The sequence below is a fragment of the Mesorhizobium sp. M0306 genome (assembly GCF_040321655.1).
Taxonomy (GTDB): Bacteria; Pseudomonadota; Alphaproteobacteria; order Rhizobiales; family Rhizobiaceae; genus Mesorhizobium.
Genome location: NZ_JAMYRY010000008.1, coordinates 1 through 20378 on the forward strand (window position 1 = coordinate 1; position 20378 = coordinate 20378).

Below are 20378 nucleotides of genomic sequence, written 5' to 3' on the forward strand. Positions count from 1 at the left end.
GTCGCCGAGGAAGTCGAAGCCGGTTTCGAAGAAGTGATTGTAGTCGCAGGTCATTTCCTCGCCGGGCGCAATGTCGCGCAAGGCATAGGTCTCCTCCGGCTGCGAGACGTCGCAATTCGGGTCGTCGGCATGGTTCATGTAGCGCGCATCGTCGGCCTCGAAGACGATGTAGTTCGGGTCGCGCCGGTCCGGGTAGGCGTAGCGGTCGAGATAGGTTTTCACCGGCCCGGTTTCCCGTTCGTAGGCCGCCACCTCGATGCGGCGGTCGTATTTCGGGTCGAGCTTCCAGACCAGCGTGCCGCGGGGAATGTGGTTCTTGGCAAAGACGCCGATGCCCTGGATGGGCGATTTGTCGAGATAGACATCGACGAGCAACATAGCAGATCCCTGGTTGATTGAGTGTTGGCGGCGGCTGTGAACAGGCCGCGCACTGGGTAGCGCGCGGCTTTTGCAATTGCGAGCGGAAAATCAGGCGTCGGGCGGGGCTGCAGCGGCAAGCTCGGCCTTGCCTGTCACCTTGAGCGCGAAGGCGTAGGTGAAGGCGATTTCCTCCAGCCTGGAAAACCGGCCGGAGGCGCCGGCATGGCCCGAATCCATGTTGATCTTGAACAGCACCGGATTCTCACCTGTCTTGCGGTCGCGCAACCGTGCCACCCATTTGGCCGGCTCCCAGTAGGTGACGCGCGGGTCGGTCAGGCCAGCCAGCGCCAGGATCGGCGGATAGTCGAGTGCGGCGACATTGTCGTAGGGCGAATAGGCGGCGATGGTCCGGTAATCCTCCGCCGAGGCGATCGGATTGCCCCATTCCGGCCATTCCGGCGGCGTCAGCGGCAGGCTGGCGTCGAGCATGGTGGTGAGCACGTCGACGAAGGGAACCTCGGCGACGATGCCGCCGAAGCATTGCGGCGCCATGTTGGCGACCGCGCCCATCAGCATGCCGCCGGCCGAACCGCCTTGCGCGACGATGCGATCATGCGCGGTGTAGCGTTCAACGACGAGGTGCTGGGCGACCGCGATGAAATCGGTGAACGTGTTCATCTTGTTCGCCCGCTTGCCGTCGTCGTACCAGCCATAGCCCTTGTCCTTGCCGCCGCGAACATGGGCTATCGCGTAGACAAAGCCGCGGTCGACCAGCGAAAACAGATTGGTGTTGAACGCGGCCGGCACGGTGATGCCATACGAGCCGTAGCCGTAAAGCAGGCAAGGTGCCGACCCGTCGAGCGGTGTGTCGCGGTGGTGGAGGAGCGAGATCGGCACCAGTTCGCCGTCGGCGGCAGGCGCCATCAGCCGGCGCGTGACATAGTGCTCGGGGTCGTGGCCGGACGGCACTTCCTGGGTCTTGAGCAGCACCCGCTCGCGGGTGCGCATGTTGTAATCGAAGACCTGCGCCGGGGTCGTCATCGACGAATAGGAAAAGCGCATGATCTCGGTGTCGTATTCGTAGGAGCCGGACAGGCCGAGCGAGAAGGCTTCTTCGTCGAAGGAGATCAGGTGCTCCTCGCCGCTCTTGCGGTCGCGTACGACGATGCGTGGCAGGCCTTCCTTGCGCTCGAGCCGGACCATGTGGTCCTTGAAGCCGATCACCGAAAGGATCAGCCGGCCCGCTTCGTGCGGCACCAGTTCCTGCCAGTTGGCGCGCACCGGATCATGGGCCGGCGCCGTCATGATCTTGAAGTCCTTGGCGCCGTCGGCATTGGTGAGGATGAAGAAGATGTCGCCGCCTTCCTCGAGCTCGTACTGCAGGCCGGTCTGGCGCGCCGCAACCAGCTTCGGCTCTGCGAACGGGTCGTTGGCGTTCATGATGCGGTATTCCGACGTCTCATGGTCGTTGATGCCGATCATGATCCACTCGTTGGAGCGTGTGCCGCCGACATCCATGAAGAAGCCCGGATCGGTTTCCTCGTAGATCAGCCGGTCGTTTTCAGGACTGTCGCCAAGCGCATGGAACAGCACTTTGGAAGGACGGTGGTTGGGGTCGAGGCGGGTGTAGAAAAAGCCGTCATTGCCGGCATCCCACACACCGCCGCCGCCGGTGTCCGGGACCCTGTCCGCCAGATCGTTGCCGCCGGCGAGATCGCGGACGCGCAGCGTGTAGAATTCGGAACCCTTGTCGTCGAAGGCCCAGAGCAGCTTGCTGTGGTCGTCCGAATGATCGACGCCGCCCAGGCGGAAATAGGGCTTGCCCTCGGCCTCGGCATCGCCGTCGAGCAAGATCTGCTTGTCGCCGCCGTCGCGCGCCGTGCGGAAATAACGCGGCTGCTGGCCGCCAAGCTTGAAGGAGGAGCCGTAGGCGTAGGGCCCGTCCGTCATCGGCACGGAAGAATCGTCTTCCTTGATGCGTCCCTTCATTTCCGCGAAAAGCTGCTTCTGCAGTTGGACCGTATCGGCCATCAGCGCCGCCTGGTAAGCATTCTCGGCTTCGAGGTGGGCGCGGATTTGGCCGTCGAGCAGGGGCGGATCCCTGAACATCTCTTGCCAATTGGTGGCCCTCAGCCAGGCATAATCGTCCGTCCGCGTCATGCCGTGATGCGTGTCGAAGATCGGCCGCTTCTCCGGCTGCGGTGGGGTGGCGGTCGGAAACACTGGGGTTTTGGTCATTACGTCTCGCTATGGAAGTTACTTGAATGGCGAATGAACACGCCGATCAGCGCGGGTTCAAGAGCTACGATCTATTGTCGTGGTGCCTTCAGAAGATGGGCGGAGGAGAGGACAATGAATATTTTTTCTCGGACTGCCGCGGCCCTCGCCGTCGCTGCGATGACCCTGGCCAATGCCGGTCAATCTCATGCAACTGCCTTTGCGGCTTGGCAAGTGGCCAATGTGCCGTTCGGCGACACGCTCAACGTGCGCAAATATCCTTCAGGAACTTCGCAGAAGCAGGCCGCCTATCCCAACGGGACGGTTCTGCAGATGACCGGCAAATGCACCGGTGGGACAAACCTGCTCGATCTCGCCCACCATTCGTACTGGCAACAGAAACAGAAGATCCGCCATCACTGGTGCCAAGTCTGGCACGATCCGGCACAGAACGGCCAGTTCGTCACCGGCTGGGTCTACGGAAAATACATCACCCCGTTTCAGTGACGCAGCACGCCGCTCCGGCCGAAGGCTCACGAGCAACAGTAACGCTTCGCAACCTATGATTTTACTGAATCCGCCGATCGGCCAGGCTGTAATGCTGCCGGCAGGATCAAGCATTGAGCTCTATTTACCTGCTGCCGTCTGTGTAATGGCTGCTTGCCGCGGCGTCAGTCGATGCTGGTCTGACCAGAAAAAACGGCAAAGTTACACTCTGCACGAAAGAGTGAAGCTGAATATGAAAGATTTGACTTGCATCGCTGAATAGACCGCAAGAAGCGAATTGACTTACTTGGCGCCCAGGCCCATTAAGATACCGCGACGCGAATCGCGGAGGCTTTTTCCTGCATAAGTTCGCGCGATGCCCAGCCTATCAGAACGGGCGCAAACAGAAACAATTCTCGTTGGGGCCTGAACGCCATGGATATTACCGAAACACCTTCCAGAAACAGTGACGCGCTGATCGAGCTCACCGCCGACGTGGTGGCCGCCTATGTCAGCAATAATCCCGTGCCGGTCGGCGAATTGCCGAACCTCATCGCCGATGTCCACGCCGCTCTCGGGCGCGTCGGCGGGGCCGCCGAGCAGCCGCCTGCCGACAAGCAGAAGCCGGCGGTAAATCCGAAGCGTTCGGTGCATGACGACTACATCATCTGTCTCGAAGACGGCAAGAAGTTCAAGTCGCTCAAGCGTCACTTGATGACCCACTATGATCTGACGCCGGACCAGTATCGCGAAAAGTGGAACCTGGACCCGAGCTATCCGATGGTTGCGCCCAATTATGCGGCCGCCCGTTCGCAGCTCGCCAAGAAGATGGGTCTCGGCCGCAAGCGCAAGGGACGCTGACAAGCGGCTCTTCCGGTTTGACACTCAAACGGCGCCTGCGGGCGCCGTTTTGTATTATGGGGTCAAGGTCGAACCCGCCATGCTGCCGGCAACTGCCGTCCGGTCAGGCGGTCTGCTTCAACGCTGCTTCGGCGTCACGCTTGATGCGCTTGACCATAGAGCGAAGACCATTGGCGCGCTGCGGCGACAGGTGCTCGTCAAGTCCGAGCGCCTTTAGCGTTGCCTCTGCGTCAGTCCTCTGGATTTCGCTGGCCGGCCGTCTCGAAAACAGCGCCAGCATGATGGCGACCAGGCCGCGCACGATATGGGCGTCGGAATCCCCCTTGAAGGTGATAACGGGATCGCCGCCTTCGCCCTGTTCGGTGGTCAACCAGACCTGGCTGACGCAGCCGGGCACCTTGTTGGCCGGTATGCGTTGCTCGTCGGGAAACGGCGGCAGCGCTTCACCCAGTTCAATCACATAGCGATAGCGGTCTTCCCACTCGTCGAGCAGGGAAAAGTCGTCGCGGATGGTCTGGATCGTCGTCGTCATTCCCCGGATATAGTCATCCGGCGCTGCCACGTCACGGAAAAAGAGGAGAAACGCCGCAGGTGCCGGGCGCGGGAAGCCTTGCGGTCTGGCGATGAATTCGGCCGAAACAGTCTCAGTTCTTTGCCGGCAAGTGCACTTTCACCGGCAAATCGACTTTCGCAGGCAAGACGATTTCCTCGGGCACGCTGCCGGTGGTCGTCACCGTATCGGGTTCAGCGGCCTTGTCGTCCAGCATGGCGGCCGCGATCTTGGCGGTCTCCTTTGCCCGGGCGGTGATGGTGTGCATTGCCGATTTGCCGGTCTCGCAAACGTCCGGCTTGCGCTCGCAGATGCCGGCGATGTCGCCGACGGCTTCGCGCGCCGCAAACAGCGCCTGGAGCGGCCCGACGCTTTCGCGGCCCGCATCATCGGCGCCGACACCCAGCGGCAGCGCCAGAAGAACCAGCGAAAACCAGAAAGCAGCTCTTATCAGAAAGCCCATCTGTCTGTCCTTTATGAGGGTCATGCATTCGAACCGGACGACCCGTGTACCGCGATATTGGCACAAACGCGCAAAGGACGGCTTGTCTCGAAAGCAACAGTTTTCCTCAAATTTTAGGCAGAATCGAAATGAAGCGTTTTGAAGTTCATTTGCCTCGAAAGGCTCAGATTTTATTCAGCAATTGATAGCCATCCAACCTGTTGTTTTTCCTGGTCATTTTCTTAACCGGCGACAGTTTGATGCCATCGGCCGCAGGTGCAGCCGCGGGCGGTCCGGATAACGCTCCGTTTACTATGGCGGCAATTGCCCCGGTTTTTCCCCGCCGGTATCCGGATATTTGCAGCCTGCCCGGAGACGATCGGCCCAGCCTTATCCATTCCTTAAACGCTGGATGCGAGTTTCGGATCGACAAAAGCCGCCTGCAAAGCAGGGCCGTTCACGACCGGGTGCGTTGAGTTGAGTGCGATCAAGGCCAGATACCGCGAGTTGCCGGGCGCGATAGCCGCCGGTTGCGAACGGATGGTTCATCCGTCCGTCCTCGGTCAGAGCGATCGTCGCCGCCACAGCCGGTTCATTGGCGTGATGCTGGCGGCTCCTTTCTTCAGCGCGGGTGCAGCGGTGACGCTGGTCACGTCGGGCATGGGTGCGGCCGTCACTGTGGCTGCGATTTTTGCGGCGTTCGGCCTTTGCTGGTTCGCCGCCCTGCTGGTGGCAGCATCGGGCAAGATGACCCTGGCCGGCCAACTCGCCCTGGTCGTCGGCAGCGTTGCGCTCGGTGCCCTTATCGCTGCTGCCGGCGGTCTGGCATCGCCGGTTGCCGTGCTTGCGGTAGCGCTGACGTTTGAAGCCTGGTGGATCGGCCAGTCGCGCCGTGCCGTGATCTGGGGCGCCATATCGGCCCTTGTCGCAGTCTTGCTGCAGCCTTTCGCCGATTCCGTCTTGCCGCTCGGCCAGACCGAAATCGCCGCATGGCACTGGCCGGTACCACTGGCCTGGGCGCTCACGCTTATTCCGCGTGTCTCTCCACTTCGTGGCGCTGCCAACGCACAGCTCGATCCGGCCGGCAGCGACCGGCTCGAAGACCTGATCGACGCCGTCGTGCTGAGAATCGCTGCGCATGGTGAGGTTCTGGACGCCTCGGCAAAGGCGCGCACGATGCTGAGGCTGCCGCCGGAGCTGCTTTTCGGCACCGGACTTTTCGATCGCATCCATCTGTCTGATCGCGTCCCGTACCTCAGTGCGCTGGCCGATATGCGCGATGGCGCCCTGTCGCGCCGGCTCGACCTTCGCGTCCGGCTGCCGCAGAACAGCGGCGTGACGGCCGACAATTACCGGCCGTTCTCGCTCGAGATGATGCGCGCGCCGGGGCAGGAGACTGTCTTCACGCTCGTTCTGCGCGAAAACGATGAAGTGGCCGGACTGCGCCAGGAGCTTGCCGCAGCCAATGAGGCGGCTGCCTCCGCCGAGGTGGCGAAAGGACGCTTCCTTGCCGTCGTCAGCCACGAGCTGCGCACCCCGCTCAATGCCATCATCGGCTTTTCCGACATGCTGCTGCACGAGATGTTCGGCACCTTCAAGGATCCTCGCCAGAAGGAATATGTCGGCTTGGTTAGGGATTCGGGCCAGCACCTGCTTGCCGTCGTCACCTCGATACTCGACGTATCGCGGATCGAATCGGGCGCCTACGCGACCGAACCGGAACCGTTCCGCTTCCGCGAAGCGGTCGAGATGTGCCAGTCGATGATGTGCCTGCAAGCCGAGGCAAAGGCCATCGATCTGCGGGCCCAGATCGCGCCGGACGCAGGCGAAATAAATGCCGACCGTCGCGCCGTGCAGCAGATCCTGATCAATCTCGTCTCCAACGCGATCAAGTTCACGCCCGAAGGCGGCAATGTCGTCATCGGTGCCAAGCGGATCGGCTCGCGGCTGCATTTCTGGGTCCGGGACACCGGCATCGGCATCGCCGAGGAAGATTTCGCCAATCTTGGCAAGCCGTTCATGCAGATCCAGAACGACTATACCCGCCGTTTCGAAGGCACCGGGCTCGGGCTTTCGCTGGTGAAGGGGCTGGTGGCGCTGCACGAGGGCACAATGTCGATCGAAAGCATGCCGGGCGAGGGCACCACGGTGACGATCAGCCTTCCCGTGAGCGGCCCGACGGGCCGCTCGACGGAGAAGACCGGCGTGGTGCCGATGTCCGCGGCCAAAGCCAGAGCGGACGGTGGCAAAGGGGAGAGTAATGGGTCGCTCCGCAAAACAGCCTAAGGCGGTCAAACGCCGCGGCAATGCCTTCGAGCACGGAGCGATGGCTCTGGGCAGCCTGATCTCGCGCAATCCTGTTGTGGTCGGCGGCTCCACCGCATTCCTGGTGACGCTGTTCTACGTCTCGGCGAACGCTCTTTGGTACCAGCCCTTTCCCCATGCCGGCGCGTTTTTCGTCACCAGGAGCATCGAGCGCTTTCCCCGGGCGGAGAGCGACGAGCCCGAAACCACCATCAATATCGTGCGTCCGGCCGCTGCGCCGATCAAGAGCGACCCGGTCGTCGAGCAGGTCCAGGGCATATTGAAGGATCTCGATTTCTATTCCGGCACCGTCGACGGTATCCCCGGACCGAATACGCGCAAGGCCATCCAGGCCTATCAGCAGAAGGTCGGATTGAATGCCTCCGGCGAGATCGACGGCGTCCTGCTGGATCAACTGGGCGCCACGCCAAAGACCGCGGCCGTGGTTCCGCGTCCGGTGCCGCGGCCGGTCGAAACGGCCGCTGCTCCGGCCGCCATTCCGGTATCCGCACCGGCAAATGCGGCAGCGCAAACGCCTGATCCCCGCATCGTCAAGATCCAGGCCGGACTGAAAGCGTTCGGCAATGACGACATGCAATTGGATGGCGTCGTAGGCGCGCGCACCAAGGCCGCGATCAAGGAATTCCAGGCGCTGTTCGGCCTGCCCGAGACCGGCGAGCCCGACGAGATCGTCTACGTCAAGATGCGCGAGATCGGCCTGACCAACTGAGGGTCGTGACGGCCGCTTGGCGGTCGGCTCGGCAAAGACCGTTTACGGTCTTCCGGCCGATGCTGTAAGGACCGCCGCATGTCCAGGAATTTTTTATGCGCGTAACCACCGATCTGTGGGTGTCGGCGCTGTTGCGCCGGGTTTTCAGTGCCGGCGGCTTTGCCGCCGTGGTCAAGCGCGGCGCGACGGAAGCCGGCGCGGTTTTCGTGCTGGCGCGTGGCAGGCTGGGGGAGATGGCGCTGTTCGGGCCGGCGCCGCAGACGAGTTACGATTCAGCCAGGCCGGACGACCGTTTTTTCAGCCTGCTTGGCGAAGGTGACGATGCCACCATCTTTGACGCGCGGCTGGAGCGCGAGAAGAAATTCGATCCGGATATCTGGGTGGTCGAAATCGAGGCGGGCGCCATTCCCGTCGAGGAGCTTATCTCGGTCAAGGCGTCGTAACGGCAAGCCTTCAGACGCGACGCGCCTTTGGGGCGGCGGTTATATCGGCGTTGTTCGGCTTGCGCAGGTCGGCATTTGCGGCGACGCGCCCGGGCTTGCGAACGATTTTCGACACGGTGTCGGCCTTCCAGCCTCGGAGCCTATCCAATGCCGCGTCGCGGTGCAGCAGGCGGTAGCGGTCGAGGAAGATGCGGATCGCTTGCGGGTGCGGAAACTCGGTCGGATAGATTGCGGCCGTGATCAGGAACGCCTTGTCTTCGCTGAGGTCGAGCGCGCGCAGGGCGGCCAGCAGCGGCGTGTAGTTGTGGCTCACGGTAAGCGTCCGCGCTGTTGAAAAATCGACTTCGAGCGCATCCGCGAGCGCTGTTTGGAAGAATGCCGCATTGCCGGTCAGCGCGGTCTCGCGCAGCTTGACGTAGGTTTGCGGCTCGACGAACGGAGCGATGGCGGTGCCGCTCTCGGCGCGCATCATGGATCGCAGCCGGCGGCGTACAGCTTCGGCGGCGGCATCGGAAGCCTCCTGCCTACTGGCATCGCCCGCAACCACTTCGGCGTTTTCGGACGCGGCGTTGGCAGTCGCCTCGGGCTGCTGCGACCGCACCAGCGTCGGCCTTTCGAGCACTTTGATGAGATCCGCGATCGTTTGATTGAGATCCTTGCGGCGGGCAATAGCACGGGCATGCGGCAGGCCGTGACGCCCGATCAGCGCGATGAGGTCGACGTCGCTGAGGGCACGCGAGCGGATGAGCAGCGGAGCGGCGATGTCGACCCGCTCCTGGCAAAGCCGCCGCACCAGCGCGGCGGGTGCATATTCGCATTCGGAAAGGGCTGCCGCGACGTAGCGGCGCGATTCGACCGAGACATTGTCGAAAAGCGGCAGCGTCAGGTCTTCGAGTTGCGCGATTTCCCGACGCGAAGGGCGGGTGAGCGAACAGAACGCCGATACGGCGGCGCGAAACAGCCTTTCGGCCTTTCCCGATTCAGCTCCTGCTGCGATTTGCCTGAAATCCGAAGCTGACACGAAGGATACGCCCGACACTCGACACGATCTGGACAGCGCTCTGCCGGGCTGTACCGGTTTCGCGTTTCCCAAGAACAAAGATCAATTTAGCGGCGATCCGTTAGCGCTCCGTTAACCTACTGCCTTCTTAATCGACTGTGGAGGCGTTGCGTTGTGCTCCGGGGCAACCGAGAGGAATACGCGAACCATGGGCATGGTACTGTCTTTCGTGCCGCGAACGGCGGCAACCAATCGAGCACAACAAACCGCGCCGGCGGCAGTGATCATCTTTCCCGGGGTGCGCTACGAGCAGCGGCCGCTGACGGGCGACACGCGGCCGGCCGGCCCCGACAAGCCGGGACCTTCGGGGACATTGCCGGTACCGCATCACTGAGCATCGGAACCGGCTTAAAAATCCTGCAGTTCGCAGGAACTCTGTTCGAGAAACCGCGAGACGATCGGCTTCCAGCTGTCGTCGGGCACGAACGAACGGATGACGAACACGCCTTCCTCTATCGGCGCCTCGACGAAGATGGCCCCTTGCAATTCCTCGGGAAGATCCTTGCGGACCTCGATCATCTGGGCCGGCGTCAGCACAACGGTGTCGAGCACGCCTGCGGTCGCGCTGTGGTCGTTGAACGAGTAGATGTTGTGGCCGCCGCGGTCATAGACCGATATCGACCAGAACGGGACCTTTCCCGGCGCCTTGACCCGCACCATCCCCTCCGCAAGGTCGAAGCGGCATGCCGCCGCATAAAATAGCGGATCGACCGATTTCACCACCGGCGCGCCGCCGGCTTCCGCGTCGAGCCTGGTCATCTTGTAGAGATCCGAAGCCATGGCCAATCGCGACCAGGCGTCGCGTTCGGAGAACTCGGGGACAAGCAGCAGCACGATGATGTGCACGATGCCGGCGCCGAGCAGGCCGAGCAGCACGGCATGCAGCAGGCTACGCATTGCAGCCGACCTTCTGGATCTGCGGCAGCGTGACGTCCGAGAGACCGGTGCTGCTGGCGATCGGCGTGTCGTAGAACGTAAGCACCAAGTACATCTTGCCGGCGCCGCTGGTCAGCAGCCAGTTGCCGGGCGCAGGGCGGCTGCCGACGGAAATGACCACCGAATTGTCGGCCTGGCGCAGCACTTGATAGGACTGCAGCGCAGCCGGCCTCGGCTTGCCGGTCTCGACCACGCCAAGCGACTGGTCGGCGGCATAAAGCGTCCAGAACCGGGCGGTGGGAAAGCCGCCCGCAATCTTGTAGGCACATTGCCGCTTGAGCTGTTCGCCGCCGGAATCGCGCTCGGCTATGAAGGACAGTCCTTCCGCCTGACCGAGCGCCAGCACGCCTTCGCGAGCCACGCGGGCCTTCGAATAGGGATCTGCCGTCGGCGTGCCGATATCCGGGAAGGCGGTCCATTGGCCGATCCTGATGGCGCCGACGCCGTCCTGCAGCTTCAGTGCATACCAGACGCTGCCGCCACCGCCGACGACGGCGATGGCAAGCGAAAGCAGTGTCAGGAAGGCGTTCTTGAGCATGAGGAGGCAGGGAACCGAAGGCCGGGGACAGAAAGATTGCCGCCCGGGGATATCGCGGCGCAGGGCCCTGTGGCAAGCGGCCCCGCGGAATTGGCCAGTCACAGCGCCGAGAGGGTCTCCGGTGCAGCGGGCGCGTCGAGCACGGGTGCCGCCTGGAACAGCCTGGTCAGTTCCTTCAGCGTCTGGGTGGTCCGGCTGGACAGCACCGGCGGACGCTCGGCGGCGGCCTCGGCTGCTGCCTGTTCGGCGTTCTTCTTTTCCGCTTCCTCGGCCTTGGCGGCAATTTCGGCATCAACGAAGGGGTGATCGAGGCCGGGGATCGGCTTGAGATCGATCTGCTGGTGCGCATAGAGCATCAGCCGCTGCCACACCATAGCCGGCAGCGTGCCGCCGGTCATCTTGTTGGTCGCGGTGAAGTCGTCATTACCGAGCCAGACCGCGGCTGTGTAGTTGCCGGTAAAGCCGACAAACCAGGCATCTCGGTAGGACTGGGTCGTGCCGGTCTTGCCGGCGACGACGATGTTTGGAAGGGCTGCGCGCCGGGCAGTGCCGATCACCGGCACCGCCGCCAGCATGGTGTTCATGTATTTGAGCGCCTGCTCCGACAGCACCCGGTGCGGCGGCGGCGCGTCCTTGGCGAAGTCGTAGACCACCTCGCCGGTGCGGGTGAAGAGTTGGTTGACGCCGTGCCGGGTTCCGGCAAAGCCGTTCTGGGCGAACACGCTGTAGCCCGTCGCCTGGTCCATCACGGTCATGCCCGACGTGCCGAGCACCATGGTCTTGTGCGATTCCAGCGGCGACTCGACGCCCATCGCCTCGGCCATCGCCTTGATCGGCTTGATGCCGAGATAATCCTTGGCCAGCCGCACCGGCACCGTGTTGATCGATTTGGCCATCGCCGTGATCAGCGTGACGTTGCCGGCCGACCCGCCATTGTAATTGTGGGGCGACCAGCTGCCCCACGAGATCGGTCCGCCGGAAACCACCGAATCCGGCGTGAAGCCATGCTCCATCGCCGTCGCATAGACATAGGGCTTGAACGAGGAGCCGGTCTGGCGAAGCGCTTTGGTGGCGCGGTTGAACTGGCTGGCGCCGTAGTCGCGGCCGCCGACGATCGCCCTGACCGCGCCATTGGTCTCGATGACGACGATGGCGCCCTCAGTGACGTTGTATTCCTTGCCGAACTGGCGGAGGTGGAACTCCATCGATTCTTCGGCCGCCTTCTGGATGTTGGCATCGAAGGTGGTGTGGGCGACAAGCGAGTGCGGGCCGCCTTTGGCGGCGATCTTCTTGACCTCGTCGAAGGCCCAGTCGAGGTAATAGTCGGGGCTCTTCTGCTCGCCGCGGTCGACGATTTCGGCCGGGTGCAATCTTGCCTGCAGCACCTGGCCTTCGGTCATGAAGCCGGAATCGACCAGGTTGGACAGCACCACATTGGCCCGCGCCCGGGCGGCGGGCAGGTTTATGTGCGGCGCATATTTGGTCGGCGCCTTGAACAGGCCGGCCAGCATCGCCGCCTCGGCGAGGTTCAGGTCCTTGACGCTCTTGCCGAAATAGAAATCGGCTGCCGCCTCGATGCCGAAGGTGCCGCCGCCCATATAGGCGCGGTCGAGATAAAGCTGCAGGATTTCCTTCTTCGACAGATTGGCTTCGAGCCACAGCGACAGGAAGGCTTCCTTGATCTTGCGCTCGAACGTCCGTTCATTGGTCAGGAACAGGTTCTTGGCCAGCTGCTGGGTGATGCTCGAGCCACCCTGGACGACGGAATTTGCCCGCACATTCTCGAATATGGCGCGCGACAGGCCGAGCACATCGATGCCGTAATGGTCGAAGAAGCGCCGGTCCTCGGTGGCCAGCACCGCCTTGATGACATGGTCGGGCATTTCGTCGACCGGAACCGAATCGCGCTGGATGATGCCGCGCTGGCCGATCTCGTTGCCGTAGCGGTCGAGGAAGGTGACGGCGAAGTCGCCTTGCGTGCGCCAGTCGCCGGCGGTTATCTGGAAGGCCGGCAAGGCCAGCGCCAAAAGCACGACGATGCCGCCGGCACCGAGCGTAAATCCCTCACTCACCAGTTCGATCAGTCCGCGGCGCCAGCCGCCGACGCGGAAACGCCGCGAGAAGATGGTCGCCGCCTCCCAGAACTGGCGCGCCCTGAAGCCGATTTCGTAGACCGAGGTATCAATCCACGCATCCACCGCCAGCAGCCTTGCGGCGATCGGACCTCTTCTCTTGCGTGGTTCCAAAGGACTGGCCATTCAGGATCCGGCTGCGGCGATGCCGCCAACTGAGAAACCGCATGCCGGCAATTTCACGGCGGCGCGCCGCTATGACTATTCGTCCATTTTGGCGCTGCCTACAAGGGCGATGAAGATAAGGGCGATGAAGATATAGCCGGCGGTTCGTCGAGGGGAAGACGGCTCCCGCGAGGCGTCAGCGCAGGATGCTGACCGCCCTGCGCGAGTAGGTGGTGTCGTTGATCTGGGCGAGCATGAAGGCCGCTACGTCGGCCCGCGCCAGTGTCGGCAGCAGCGACGCCGCCCGGATGCCATTGCCATGGCGGAATTCACCCGTTGCCGTTGCGGGCCGGTCAATTTATGCGTCCCAGCGCTACCTCGATCGCCATCCAATGCCCATCGATCCTCGCAATCTGGCCGGACACGAGATCATTGGATTTCACGCAAGCCTTGCCGGGGTACCCGGCGCCAAGTGGATGAGGCGCACGGCGCCGGCGCGACAATAGTCTTTCGTGTCGCCGAAATGACCGAAATGCTGGCAGCGGCGCTGAGCGGCGCCGGTCTGGCAGCAATGCCCTGCATGTTGGCCGAAGCCGAGCCACGGATGGTGCGCCTTGCCCCCGACATTCTCGGCAACCATCCGGTGTGGCTCGTCTATCGCCGCGAAATCGTGGCGGAGGCGCCGGTGCGCGCCGTCATCCGCTTCGTTGCTACGGTCATCAAGGACCATGCCGTGCTGATCAGCGGAGAGACGCGATAAGGGCCTGGTGCGGCCGCCCGCACACCCAGTGATTTTCACCGGAATCAGTCAAACCTTCGCGGGTCTCCTGCAATGGCCTGCTGTCGCGAACGGCATGCACTCGCAAGGCGATCAGGCGTGTATCTATTTCTGCCGTGCGGCCGTTGCAGCGGCGGTGCGTGCGGATGTCAGTCCAAATCGGGTGCAGAGGCCTGGAACACTATCGAAGTCCATATCCAGTTCGTACTTCCGCAAAAGTTCGCCGGACTTTGTTCTGTCTGGCCAGATGACGGCCAGTTCGCGGAAATAGTTCTCGAAGCCAGCGGGCGAAATCACCTCGATGATTTCGCACTGCGTGTCGCCCGCGTTCCAGAACGTATGCCATTCGCCTCGCGGCTTGAACAGCCATGTGCCCGGCCCGGCGGTAACAACGTTCTCTCCTAGCAACGCGCCCAAACTGCCGCTCAGCACATATGAATATTCGTCTTCACGGTGATGCCGGTGCAAGGGCGCGGCCAGCGCACGAGGGGCGAGCGGATGGTGCACGATGGAGAAGCGCTCCCCGGTGTGGAATCCGTCTATCTTCCAGTGGATGCCGAAACCGCCCAGGTCAAAGCGATCGCCGGCTCCAGGCAGAATTGTGATGGGATCAGATGAGTGGCTGTGAGGCGAGTAAGCCGTCGCACGTTGGAGGTTTGGATCAGGCACTGCGCGTTCCATATCATCCTCCCGAAAATGGGTGTACGCTGCCGATCACCCATTTCTACGCGCCATTCGAACCCAAGTCAATATCGGTGATCATATGAGTTCACTGAAAGAAGGCCAGCGGCGCTCATACCGGTTGCAGCGACGCGCGATCAAGCAGGCCGAGACCCATCTTGCGCTCGCCCGCGCAGCATTCGATCTGCACTGTTCGGTGGGTCCATCGCGAACGACGGTGAGCGCCATCGCTGAGAAAGCGGGGGTGCAACGGCTAACCGTCTACCGTCATTTTCCCGACGAGGAAGCGGTCTTCAATGCTTGCTCGGCATATTCGTTCGGCCAGGACCCGCCCCCCAACCCTGAAGCCTGGCGATCGATCGTCGAACCGGAAGTCCGGCTCCGGACGGCGCTTTTCCAACTGTACAGCTACTACAGGCGCAAGCGGCAGCTCCTAGCCAATTTGTATCGCGATGCCGAAATGCCGGTTGTCGCTGCCGCACTGGCCCGCCGGCGAGAGGTTCTCGCAAAAGGCGTCGCGATCCTTTCACAAGGCTACCTCGACCCGGATGGCGGAACTGCAAGGTTGCTCGTTGCCGCGATAGGACATGCGCTGGACTTCACAACCTGGCTGTCGCTTGTCGAGAACCAGGGCCTCTCTGACGAAGAGGCGGTGGAAACCATGCTCGTCCTCGTCCGCAGCGTCAGGTCGAGTTTGCGGGATGCCGAGGTAACAAGCCGTTGACTTGACAACCGTCGGCGCTGGAAACGGATGCTTGTAGACTTTTAGCCGCCGGTCTCATGATCTGACGCTGATCTCGCGGATCACATGGGACGCTTGTCCGCGATCTTTTTCGGGTCGCGGCCTGTCGTGCCGGTGTCGGCTTTCCTGTGCTTGTCGGCAAGCCTGCGAATGCGATCGAAGCGGCTTTCCTCGGCCACTTTGGTCTTCGTGGCTGCATTTGGCTTCGGGACGAATGCGATCATGGATCGATCTCCTTGCCGAGGAGCACGCCGGGGAAGATACCCCGGCGGCTGTTCTTTCAGGCCGGTTTGCGGCAGCGGATGGTCAATAGCCCATGCCGCCGGTCGAAGCAGCGGCTTCCTTGGCTGAAACGTCGGTGATCATGGCTTCAGCAGTGATCAGGAGCGCGGCAATGGAGCCCGCGTCCTGCAGCGCCGTCCGCACCACCTTCGCGGGGTCGACGATGCCGGCCTTGATCATGTCGACATAGACCTCGTTCTGGGCATCGAAGCCCTGATTGTGGTCCTTGCCGCCGGCGAGCTTGCCGACGACGATCGAACCTTCGACGCCGGAATTCTCGGCAATCTGCCGGATCGGCGCTTCGAGCGCCCTCGACACGATCGAAATGCCCGCCGTCACATCGGCATTGGCTCCGGTCAGCCCGTTCAGCACAGCCTTGGCGCGCAGCAACGCGACGCCGCCGCCGGGAACGATGCCTTCTTCCACGGCTGCACGAGTGGCGTTCAGTGCATCGTCGATGCGGTCCTTCTTTTCCTTGACCTCGGATTCGGTGGCGCCGCCGACGCGGATGACGGCAACGCCGCCCGCCAGCTTGGCGAGACGTTCCTGCAGCTTCTCCTTGTCATAGTCGGAAGTGGTTTCCTCGATCTGCCCCTTGATCTGCTGGACGCGCGCATGGATGGTGGTCTTCTCGCCGGCGCCGTCGATGATCGTGGTGGTGTCCTTCTCGATCAGCACGCGCTTGGCGCGGCCGAGCATGTCTATGGTGATGTTCTCCAGCTTGATGCCGAGATCCTCGGAAATCATCTGTCCGGCGGTGAGCACGGCGATGTCTTCCAGCATCGCCTTGCGGCGGTCACCGAAGCCAGGCGCCTTGACGGCCGCGACCTTGAGGCCGCCGCGCAGCTTGTTGACGACCAGCGTCGCCAGCGCTTCGCCCTCGACGTCCTCGGAGATGATCAACAGCGGCCTGCCGCTTTGCACCACGGCTTCGAGGATGGGCAGCAGCGCCTGCAGATTGCCGAGCTTCTTTTCGTGGATGAGCACGTAGGGGTCTTCCAGCTCGGCGCGCATTTTTTCGGCATTGGTGACGAAATAGGGCGAGAGATAGCCGCGATCGAACTGCATGCCTTCGACGACGTCGAGTTCGGTTTCGGCGGTCTTGGCCTCCTCAACGGTGATGACGCCGTCATTGCCGACCTTGTCCATCGCCTTGGCGATCATGGCACCGACGCTGGTGTCGCCATTGGCGGCAATGGTGCCGACCTGCGCGATCTCGCCTGAGGACTTGACCTTCTTGGCGCGGGCCTGGATTTCCTTGACGACGGCGCTGACGGCAAGGTCGATGCCGCGCTTGAGGTCCATCGGGTTCATGCCGGCGGCAACGAATTTGGCGCCCTCGCGCAGGATGGAAGCGGCAAGAACTGTGGCGGTGGTGGTGCCGTCGCCGGCGAGGTCGTTGGTCTTCGAGGCCACTTCGCGCACCATCTGGGCGCCCATGTTCTCGAACTTGTCGGAAAGTTCGATTTCCTTGGCCACCGTCACCCCGTCCTTGGTGATGCGCGGCGCGCCATAGGCCTTGTCGATGATGACGTTGCGGCCCTTAGGGCCGAGTGTCACCTTGACGGCGTTGTTGAGGATTTCGACACCGCGCAGCATGCGGTCACGCGCGTCGGTGGAGAATTTGATTTCCTTGGCAGACATGATTTTTTCCAGTTCGGTTGGTCGTGGCAAGACGCTTGCAGCGCGCCTGAATCAAAGCTTGGAGCATCCTTTGCGCGCCCGGCAGGGCGCGCGGCATTCCAATCAGGCGGCCTTCTTGGCAGCCACGGTCTTGTCGATGATGCCCATCTCGCTCTTGTCGATGATGCCCATGATGTCGGCCTCCTTCATGATCAGAAGGTCCTCGCCGTCTATCTTGACCTCGGTGCCGGACCATTTGCCGAACAGGATGAGGTCGCCGGCCTTGACGTCGAGCGCCATCAGCACGCCGCTTTCGTCCCGCGCGCCCGGCCCGACGGCGATCACTTCGCCTTCCTGCGGTTTTTCCTTGGCATTGTCGGGGATGATGATGCCGCCCTTGGATTTGGTGTCGCTTTCGGCGCGCCGAATGACGACGCGATCGTGGAGTGGCCGGAATTTCATGGGGACTCTTTCTGGGGCCGGCTTAGGCGGCCGCCCCTCTCTATAGGCGCTCTGGCACTCGATTGATAGGAGTGCCAAAAAATATTCATAGGGCATGTCAAATATTGAATGTATTATTTTGCTAGGCCATCCCCCGGTGTTCGGGGCCTTGCCGAATATTAATGAAATTGAATTTCTGTCCTTGAACACCTATTTTACGGTGAAGCTCACATTCACGACTTTCGCTGCAAGGGAGATTTTACCGATGGCCGAAGGCAATCAGAACATCATGGAAAAAGCTCAGGCTCGCTTCATGGAAAATCAAAAGAAAACAGCGGAGCGGAACAAAGCAACTGCCGAATATCTCTCGGAGGCGAAGGCCAGGATGATCAAGACGGCGAAGCTGAGGGAATTGCGACTGGCCAAGGAAGAGGCGGATCGCGCGGCGGCAGCTCTGAATCCGGTCGCCCCAAAGAAGAAGCGGGCGGCGCGGACAGTCAAGCATGCCGTATCCGCATCGACGGAGGCCAAATCATGAGCCTGACATTTCCCAATCCCAGCCGTAGCTACGACGAGGCAAGCAAACGCATCCGCTTCGTCGGCCATGACGGCATGTTCCAGATTTCCTTCTCTGTCGCAACCGATGCCATCTCCAAAGTGCAGCCGGGAACGGCGGCCTCGGAAGCTACCTATCTGGCGGCCTTCGACACGGCTTCCAGCTCGATCCACGATGTCGCCAGGAATGCCTATGCCCGCACCCGCAGGAGCATATATGTGCTGACTGCGGCCGATTTTCGCTAGATCCGTCGCGATCCGTCCACAAGACGCTTTCTCGGGGCTTCCGGTCCGCCTTCGCCCGCCGCGATGTCACGACTGTTCAGCCGATCGACCATCGCGTCCGCATCGCGCGTGCTCATGCCGATCATGGATTGCTGCTTGAGCTCGACCCGCTGGCCGGTGAAGACGTCGAAGACGGTCCAGCTGTGAGGACGTTCCATACGCAGCGCGTAGCGGTTTGCCATCTTGGCGTCCTTTCGTTTCCGCCCGATCGATGAATGTCGCTCGGTCAGGCTTGGGCGACGAAGAATACTGCCGCCAGGACAAGCACCGTCCACAAAACGACGGACAGCTTCAGGGCCAGGCTACCGTGCGCCGAGAGCACCTCCCGCGTGCGGTTGACCAAATTCTTGATGGTCATCGACATGGTCGGCGCCGCAATCGCGACCGTCCGCGCCCTGACTCCAAGCTTTCCGAAAACAGGCAGCAGCGATGGCTCGCGCACGAAAACGACCTCGAATGTTTGGAAACCGGGGATCTTCATAGCACCGTTTTTTCAAACTCCATGCATGCCAAATGAATTCGCCAGTTGGCATTGCCCTCAAGGGCGTTCGTGACGCGAAACGTCGCGGGTTGCAGGAGCAGGGCTTATTCCCGAGATCATGAAGGTTCATAATCCGCATGAGACGCGCTGATTCGCGCTTTGCCGGGATGCCGTCATGCAACGCAGCTACGCAGCCGGGAGGTCGACGCGACGGGCGAGGGGAAAGACGATGACCGCGCCGGCCGTCGAATTGCAGAGGGCCATATTCGAGGCAGTGAACGGCGATCCCGACCTGTCGGCGGCACTGGGCGATGCAAGATTGTTCGACCATGCGCCGGAAAATGTTGCGTTCCCCCACATGACCTTCGGTCGCACCAGCGTCTACGACTGGGCAACGGGGATGGAGAACGACGCCGAACAGTTGCTGACGTTGCATGTCTGGTCGAAATCCGAGGCCAGCAAGGAAACCAACGACATCATGGACCTGATCAGCACCCGCCTACGAGATGCGGCGCTCTCGCTTGGCGAGCATCGCCGCGTCCATCTCAAGCTCGAATTCGCCGAAGCCCGCTACGACGAGGACCTTTCGGCCCATCACGGGCTGCTGCGCTTCCGCGCCGAGATCAAGGACGAGGGCTGACCGCCGGGCACTTTTCGCAAAATCGGACAATTTTGTTCTTGCTTTGTGCCGGCAGCTATGCTACTAATTTGGATATGGTGCTGATTGGCCCCAGCGACCCGCCCGAGGCGGGTTTTTTGTTTTCAGGTTCGGTTCGCCTGAACTGCCATCGGTTGCCTTGGGCCGGATGCTTCGTCCTCCCAAATGGTCCTGCCCGCCAGATGATGCCGGTTGTCGGCGAAGGATTGGAGGGCTAGGTTAAACATTGGCGATTTCGCGGGCCGGGTGGCGAAATGGCAATCCGGTAATCTCGCGCTTCAGGGGTGTGGCGGGCATGCATTCGAGCGTTCACCGTTCATATCACGTTCAGCACCGGCGCGTTAGAACGCTGGCCATGAAAACCCTTCGCTCCCACTTCCGGACCGCGGCACTGGCCCTCTCAGCCGCCGGTCTGCTTGCGTCGCAAGCGATGGCGATCCCCGCTGTCGCGCCCGAGCAGCCCCAGCCGGTCGTCCTCGCCGCGTCCGACTGCTACGCGATCGGCCAGCAGGTGGCGGAGCAGAATGGCGGCACCTTGGCCAAGGCCTCGCAGTCGACACGCGGCGGCCAGCCGGTCTGCGTCATCGTCGTGCTCGTTCCGGGCAAGGACGGGCAGCGTCCCCGTCGCTCGGAGATCGTCGTTCCGCTGAACTGAACCGTGCCGTTTCCCAGTCTGCCGGAATCGGCC

Annotated in this window: 27 protein-coding genes; 13 read left to right on the plus strand and 14 right to left on the minus strand. The window is 62.2% G+C overall.

The features are described from left to right. Together NKI95_RS13880 and NKI95_RS13885 are read right to left on the minus strand one after the other, a co-directional pair. Positions 1 to 378, minus strand: a 378-nt coding sequence (locus NKI95_RS13880; RefSeq protein WP_352717381.1) for an SET domain-containing protein, incomplete at its 3' end; no start/stop codon positions are given. A gap of 90 nt (positions 379 to 468) precedes the next feature. Beyond that, positions 469 to 2598, minus strand: coding sequence for a S9 family peptidase (locus tag NKI95_RS13885; RefSeq protein ID WP_352717383.1), 2130 nt, complete (start codon positions 2596 to 2598; stop codon positions 469 to 471). A gap of 114 nt (positions 2599 to 2712) precedes the next feature. Here NKI95_RS13885 and NKI95_RS13890 point away from each other — a divergent pair, with 114 nt between their 5' ends. Together NKI95_RS13890 and NKI95_RS13895 are read left to right on the plus strand one after the other, a co-directional pair. Next, positions 2713 to 3084 (plus strand): SH3 domain-containing protein, encoded by a 372-nt coding sequence (locus NKI95_RS13890; protein WP_352717657.1) that lies wholly within the window; start codon positions 2713 to 2715, stop codon positions 3082 to 3084. 414 nt (positions 3085 to 3498) lie between these two features. Continuing rightward, positions 3499 to 3924, plus strand: a complete 426-nt coding sequence (locus NKI95_RS13895) for a Ros/MucR family transcriptional regulator (protein WP_023677844.1) — start codon at positions 3499 to 3501, stop codon at positions 3922 to 3924. A gap of 103 nt (positions 3925 to 4027) precedes the next feature. Here NKI95_RS13895 and NKI95_RS13900 read toward each other — a convergent pair whose 3' ends face one another. Together NKI95_RS13900 and NKI95_RS13905 are read right to left on the minus strand one after the other, a co-directional pair. Next, the gene (locus tag NKI95_RS13900) at positions 4028 to 4456 is read right to left on the minus strand and encodes a SufE family protein (RefSeq protein ID WP_352468926.1); all 429 of its coding nucleotides are present in this window, start codon (positions 4454 to 4456) and stop codon (positions 4028 to 4030) included. 112 nt (positions 4457 to 4568) lie between these two features. Beyond that, positions 4569 to 4937 (minus strand): DUF5330 domain-containing protein, encoded by a 369-nt coding sequence (locus tag NKI95_RS13905; protein WP_352717384.1) that lies wholly within the window; start codon positions 4935 to 4937, stop codon positions 4569 to 4571. 519 nt (positions 4938 to 5456) lie between these two features. Here NKI95_RS13905 and NKI95_RS13910 point away from each other — a divergent pair. The 3 genes from NKI95_RS13910 to NKI95_RS13920 all read left to right on the plus strand — a co-directional run bounded on the left by NKI95_RS13910 (position 5457) and on the right by NKI95_RS13920 (position 8393). Beyond that, a complete protein-coding gene (locus NKI95_RS13910) occupies positions 5457 to 7202 on the plus strand; it encodes an ATP-binding protein (protein WP_352717658.1) in 1746 nt (581 codons plus the stop codon). Then, on the plus strand, positions 7177 to 7950 hold the full coding sequence (locus NKI95_RS13915; RefSeq protein ID WP_352717386.1) for a peptidoglycan-binding domain-containing protein: 774 nt from the start codon (positions 7177 to 7179) through the stop codon (positions 7948 to 7950). Before NKI95_RS13910 ends, NKI95_RS13915 begins: the two co-directional genes overlap by 26 nt. A 95-nt stretch (positions 7951 to 8045) precedes the next feature. Next, positions 8046 to 8393 (plus strand): DUF1491 family protein, encoded by a 348-nt coding sequence (locus tag NKI95_RS13920; protein ID WP_352717388.1) that lies wholly within the window; start codon positions 8046 to 8048, stop codon positions 8391 to 8393. Positions 8394 to 8403: 10 nt separating this feature from the next. On the opposite strand, the gene NKI95_RS13925 is transcribed toward NKI95_RS13920, so the two are convergent. Further along, positions 8404 to 9414, minus strand: a complete 1011-nt coding sequence (locus NKI95_RS13925) for a DUF2336 domain-containing protein (RefSeq protein WP_352717389.1) — start codon at positions 9412 to 9414, stop codon at positions 8404 to 8406. Positions 9415 to 9601: 187 nt separating this feature from the next. On the opposite strand from NKI95_RS13925, the gene NKI95_RS13930 reads away from it, so the two are divergent. Beyond that, the gene (locus tag NKI95_RS13930) at positions 9602 to 9787 is read left to right on the plus strand and encodes a hypothetical protein (protein WP_352665884.1); all 186 of its coding nucleotides are present in this window, start codon (positions 9602 to 9604) and stop codon (positions 9785 to 9787) included. Positions 9788 to 9801: 14 nt separating this feature from the next. Here the strand turns inward: NKI95_RS13930 and NKI95_RS13935 are convergent, their stop codons facing one another. From NKI95_RS13935 to NKI95_RS13945, 3 genes are all read right to left on the minus strand, one after another. Next, positions 9802 to 10350, minus strand: a complete 549-nt coding sequence (locus NKI95_RS13935; RefSeq protein ID WP_292658433.1) for a DUF1254 domain-containing protein — start codon at positions 10348 to 10350, stop codon at positions 9802 to 9804. Next, positions 10343 to 10927: a DUF1214 domain-containing protein gene (locus NKI95_RS13940; RefSeq protein ID WP_352449049.1), complete on the minus strand. Its 585-nt coding sequence runs from the start codon at positions 10925 to 10927 to the stop codon at positions 10343 to 10345. Before NKI95_RS13940 ends, NKI95_RS13935 begins: the two co-directional genes overlap by 8 nt. A 98-nt stretch (positions 10928 to 11025) precedes the next feature. Continuing rightward, positions 11026 to 13185 (minus strand): transglycosylase domain-containing protein, encoded by a 2160-nt coding sequence (locus NKI95_RS13945; protein WP_352717390.1) that lies wholly within the window; start codon positions 13183 to 13185, stop codon positions 11026 to 11028. Between NKI95_RS13945 and NKI95_RS13950 the strand changes: the two genes are divergently transcribed. Beyond that, positions 13160 to 13321, plus strand: a complete 162-nt coding sequence (locus NKI95_RS13950) for a hypothetical protein (RefSeq protein ID WP_352717682.1) — start codon at positions 13160 to 13162, stop codon at positions 13319 to 13321. The two genes, NKI95_RS13945 and NKI95_RS13950, sit on opposite strands and share 26 nt — an antisense overlap. Positions 13322 to 13483: 162 nt before the next feature. Further along, complete coding sequence (locus tag NKI95_RS13955) at positions 13484 to 13924, plus strand: LysR substrate-binding domain-containing protein (protein WP_352717392.1); 441 nt, start codon at positions 13484 to 13486, stop codon at positions 13922 to 13924. A gap of 123 nt (positions 13925 to 14047) precedes the next feature. Here NKI95_RS13955 and NKI95_RS13960 read toward each other — a convergent pair whose 3' ends face one another. Next, positions 14048 to 14623, minus strand: a complete 576-nt coding sequence (locus tag NKI95_RS13960; RefSeq protein WP_352717394.1) for a cupin domain-containing protein — start codon at positions 14621 to 14623, stop codon at positions 14048 to 14050. Positions 14624 to 14642: 19 nt separating this feature from the next. Here NKI95_RS13960 and NKI95_RS13965 point away from each other — a divergent pair, with 19 nt between their 5' ends. Beyond that, complete coding sequence (locus NKI95_RS13965) at positions 14643 to 15347, plus strand: TetR/AcrR family transcriptional regulator (RefSeq protein ID WP_352717395.1); 705 nt, start codon at positions 14643 to 14645, stop codon at positions 15345 to 15347. 80 nt (positions 15348 to 15427) lie between these two features. Here the strand turns inward: NKI95_RS13965 and NKI95_RS13970 are convergent, their stop codons facing one another. From NKI95_RS13970 to NKI95_RS13980, 3 genes are all read right to left on the minus strand, one after another. Beyond that, entirely contained in the window at positions 15428 to 15589 is a 162-nt protein-coding gene (locus NKI95_RS13970) for a hypothetical protein (protein ID WP_352717396.1), read from the minus strand. Between the two features lie 82 nt (positions 15590 to 15671). Next, complete coding sequence (groL, locus tag NKI95_RS13975) at positions 15672 to 17291, minus strand: chaperonin GroEL (RefSeq protein ID WP_352717398.1); 1620 nt, start codon at positions 17289 to 17291, stop codon at positions 15672 to 15674. Positions 17292 to 17393: 102 nt separating this feature from the next. Next, complete coding sequence (locus NKI95_RS13980; RefSeq protein ID WP_352717400.1) at positions 17394 to 17732, minus strand: co-chaperone GroES; 339 nt, start codon at positions 17730 to 17732, stop codon at positions 17394 to 17396. Positions 17733 to 17976: 244 nt separating this feature from the next. Here NKI95_RS13980 and NKI95_RS13985 point away from each other — a divergent pair, with 244 nt between their 5' ends. Next, a complete protein-coding gene (locus tag NKI95_RS13985) occupies positions 17977 to 18249 on the plus strand; it encodes a hypothetical protein (protein WP_292658482.1) in 273 nt (90 codons plus the stop codon). Next, positions 18246 to 18512, plus strand: coding sequence for a DUF1488 family protein (locus NKI95_RS13990; RefSeq protein WP_023718394.1), 267 nt, complete (start codon positions 18246 to 18248; stop codon positions 18510 to 18512). The genes NKI95_RS13985 and NKI95_RS13990 overlap by 4 nt, the downstream gene beginning before the upstream one ends. Here NKI95_RS13990 and NKI95_RS13995 read toward each other — a convergent pair. Beyond that, the gene (locus tag NKI95_RS13995) at positions 18509 to 18733 is read right to left on the minus strand and encodes a hypothetical protein (RefSeq protein ID WP_352717401.1); all 225 of its coding nucleotides are present in this window, start codon (positions 18731 to 18733) and stop codon (positions 18509 to 18511) included. The two genes, NKI95_RS13990 and NKI95_RS13995, sit on opposite strands and share 4 nt — an antisense overlap. A 44-nt stretch (positions 18734 to 18777) precedes the next feature. Further along, positions 18778 to 19032, minus strand: a complete 255-nt coding sequence (locus NKI95_RS14000) for a hypothetical protein (RefSeq protein WP_352468912.1) — start codon at positions 19030 to 19032, stop codon at positions 18778 to 18780. A gap of 229 nt (positions 19033 to 19261) precedes the next feature. On the opposite strand from NKI95_RS14000, the gene NKI95_RS14005 reads away from it, so the two are divergent. Together NKI95_RS14005 and NKI95_RS14010 are read left to right on the plus strand one after the other, a co-directional pair. After that, complete coding sequence (locus NKI95_RS14005; RefSeq protein ID WP_352717403.1) at positions 19262 to 19672, plus strand: DUF3168 domain-containing protein; 411 nt, start codon at positions 19262 to 19264, stop codon at positions 19670 to 19672. 373 nt (positions 19673 to 20045) lie between these two features. Further along, positions 20046 to 20345 carry a hypothetical protein gene (locus NKI95_RS14010; protein WP_352468910.1) on the plus strand — a complete coding sequence of 100 codons (300 nt, stop codon included), beginning with the start codon at positions 20046 to 20048 and terminating at the stop codon, positions 20343 to 20345. Positions 20346 to 20378 lie beyond the last annotated feature (33 nt).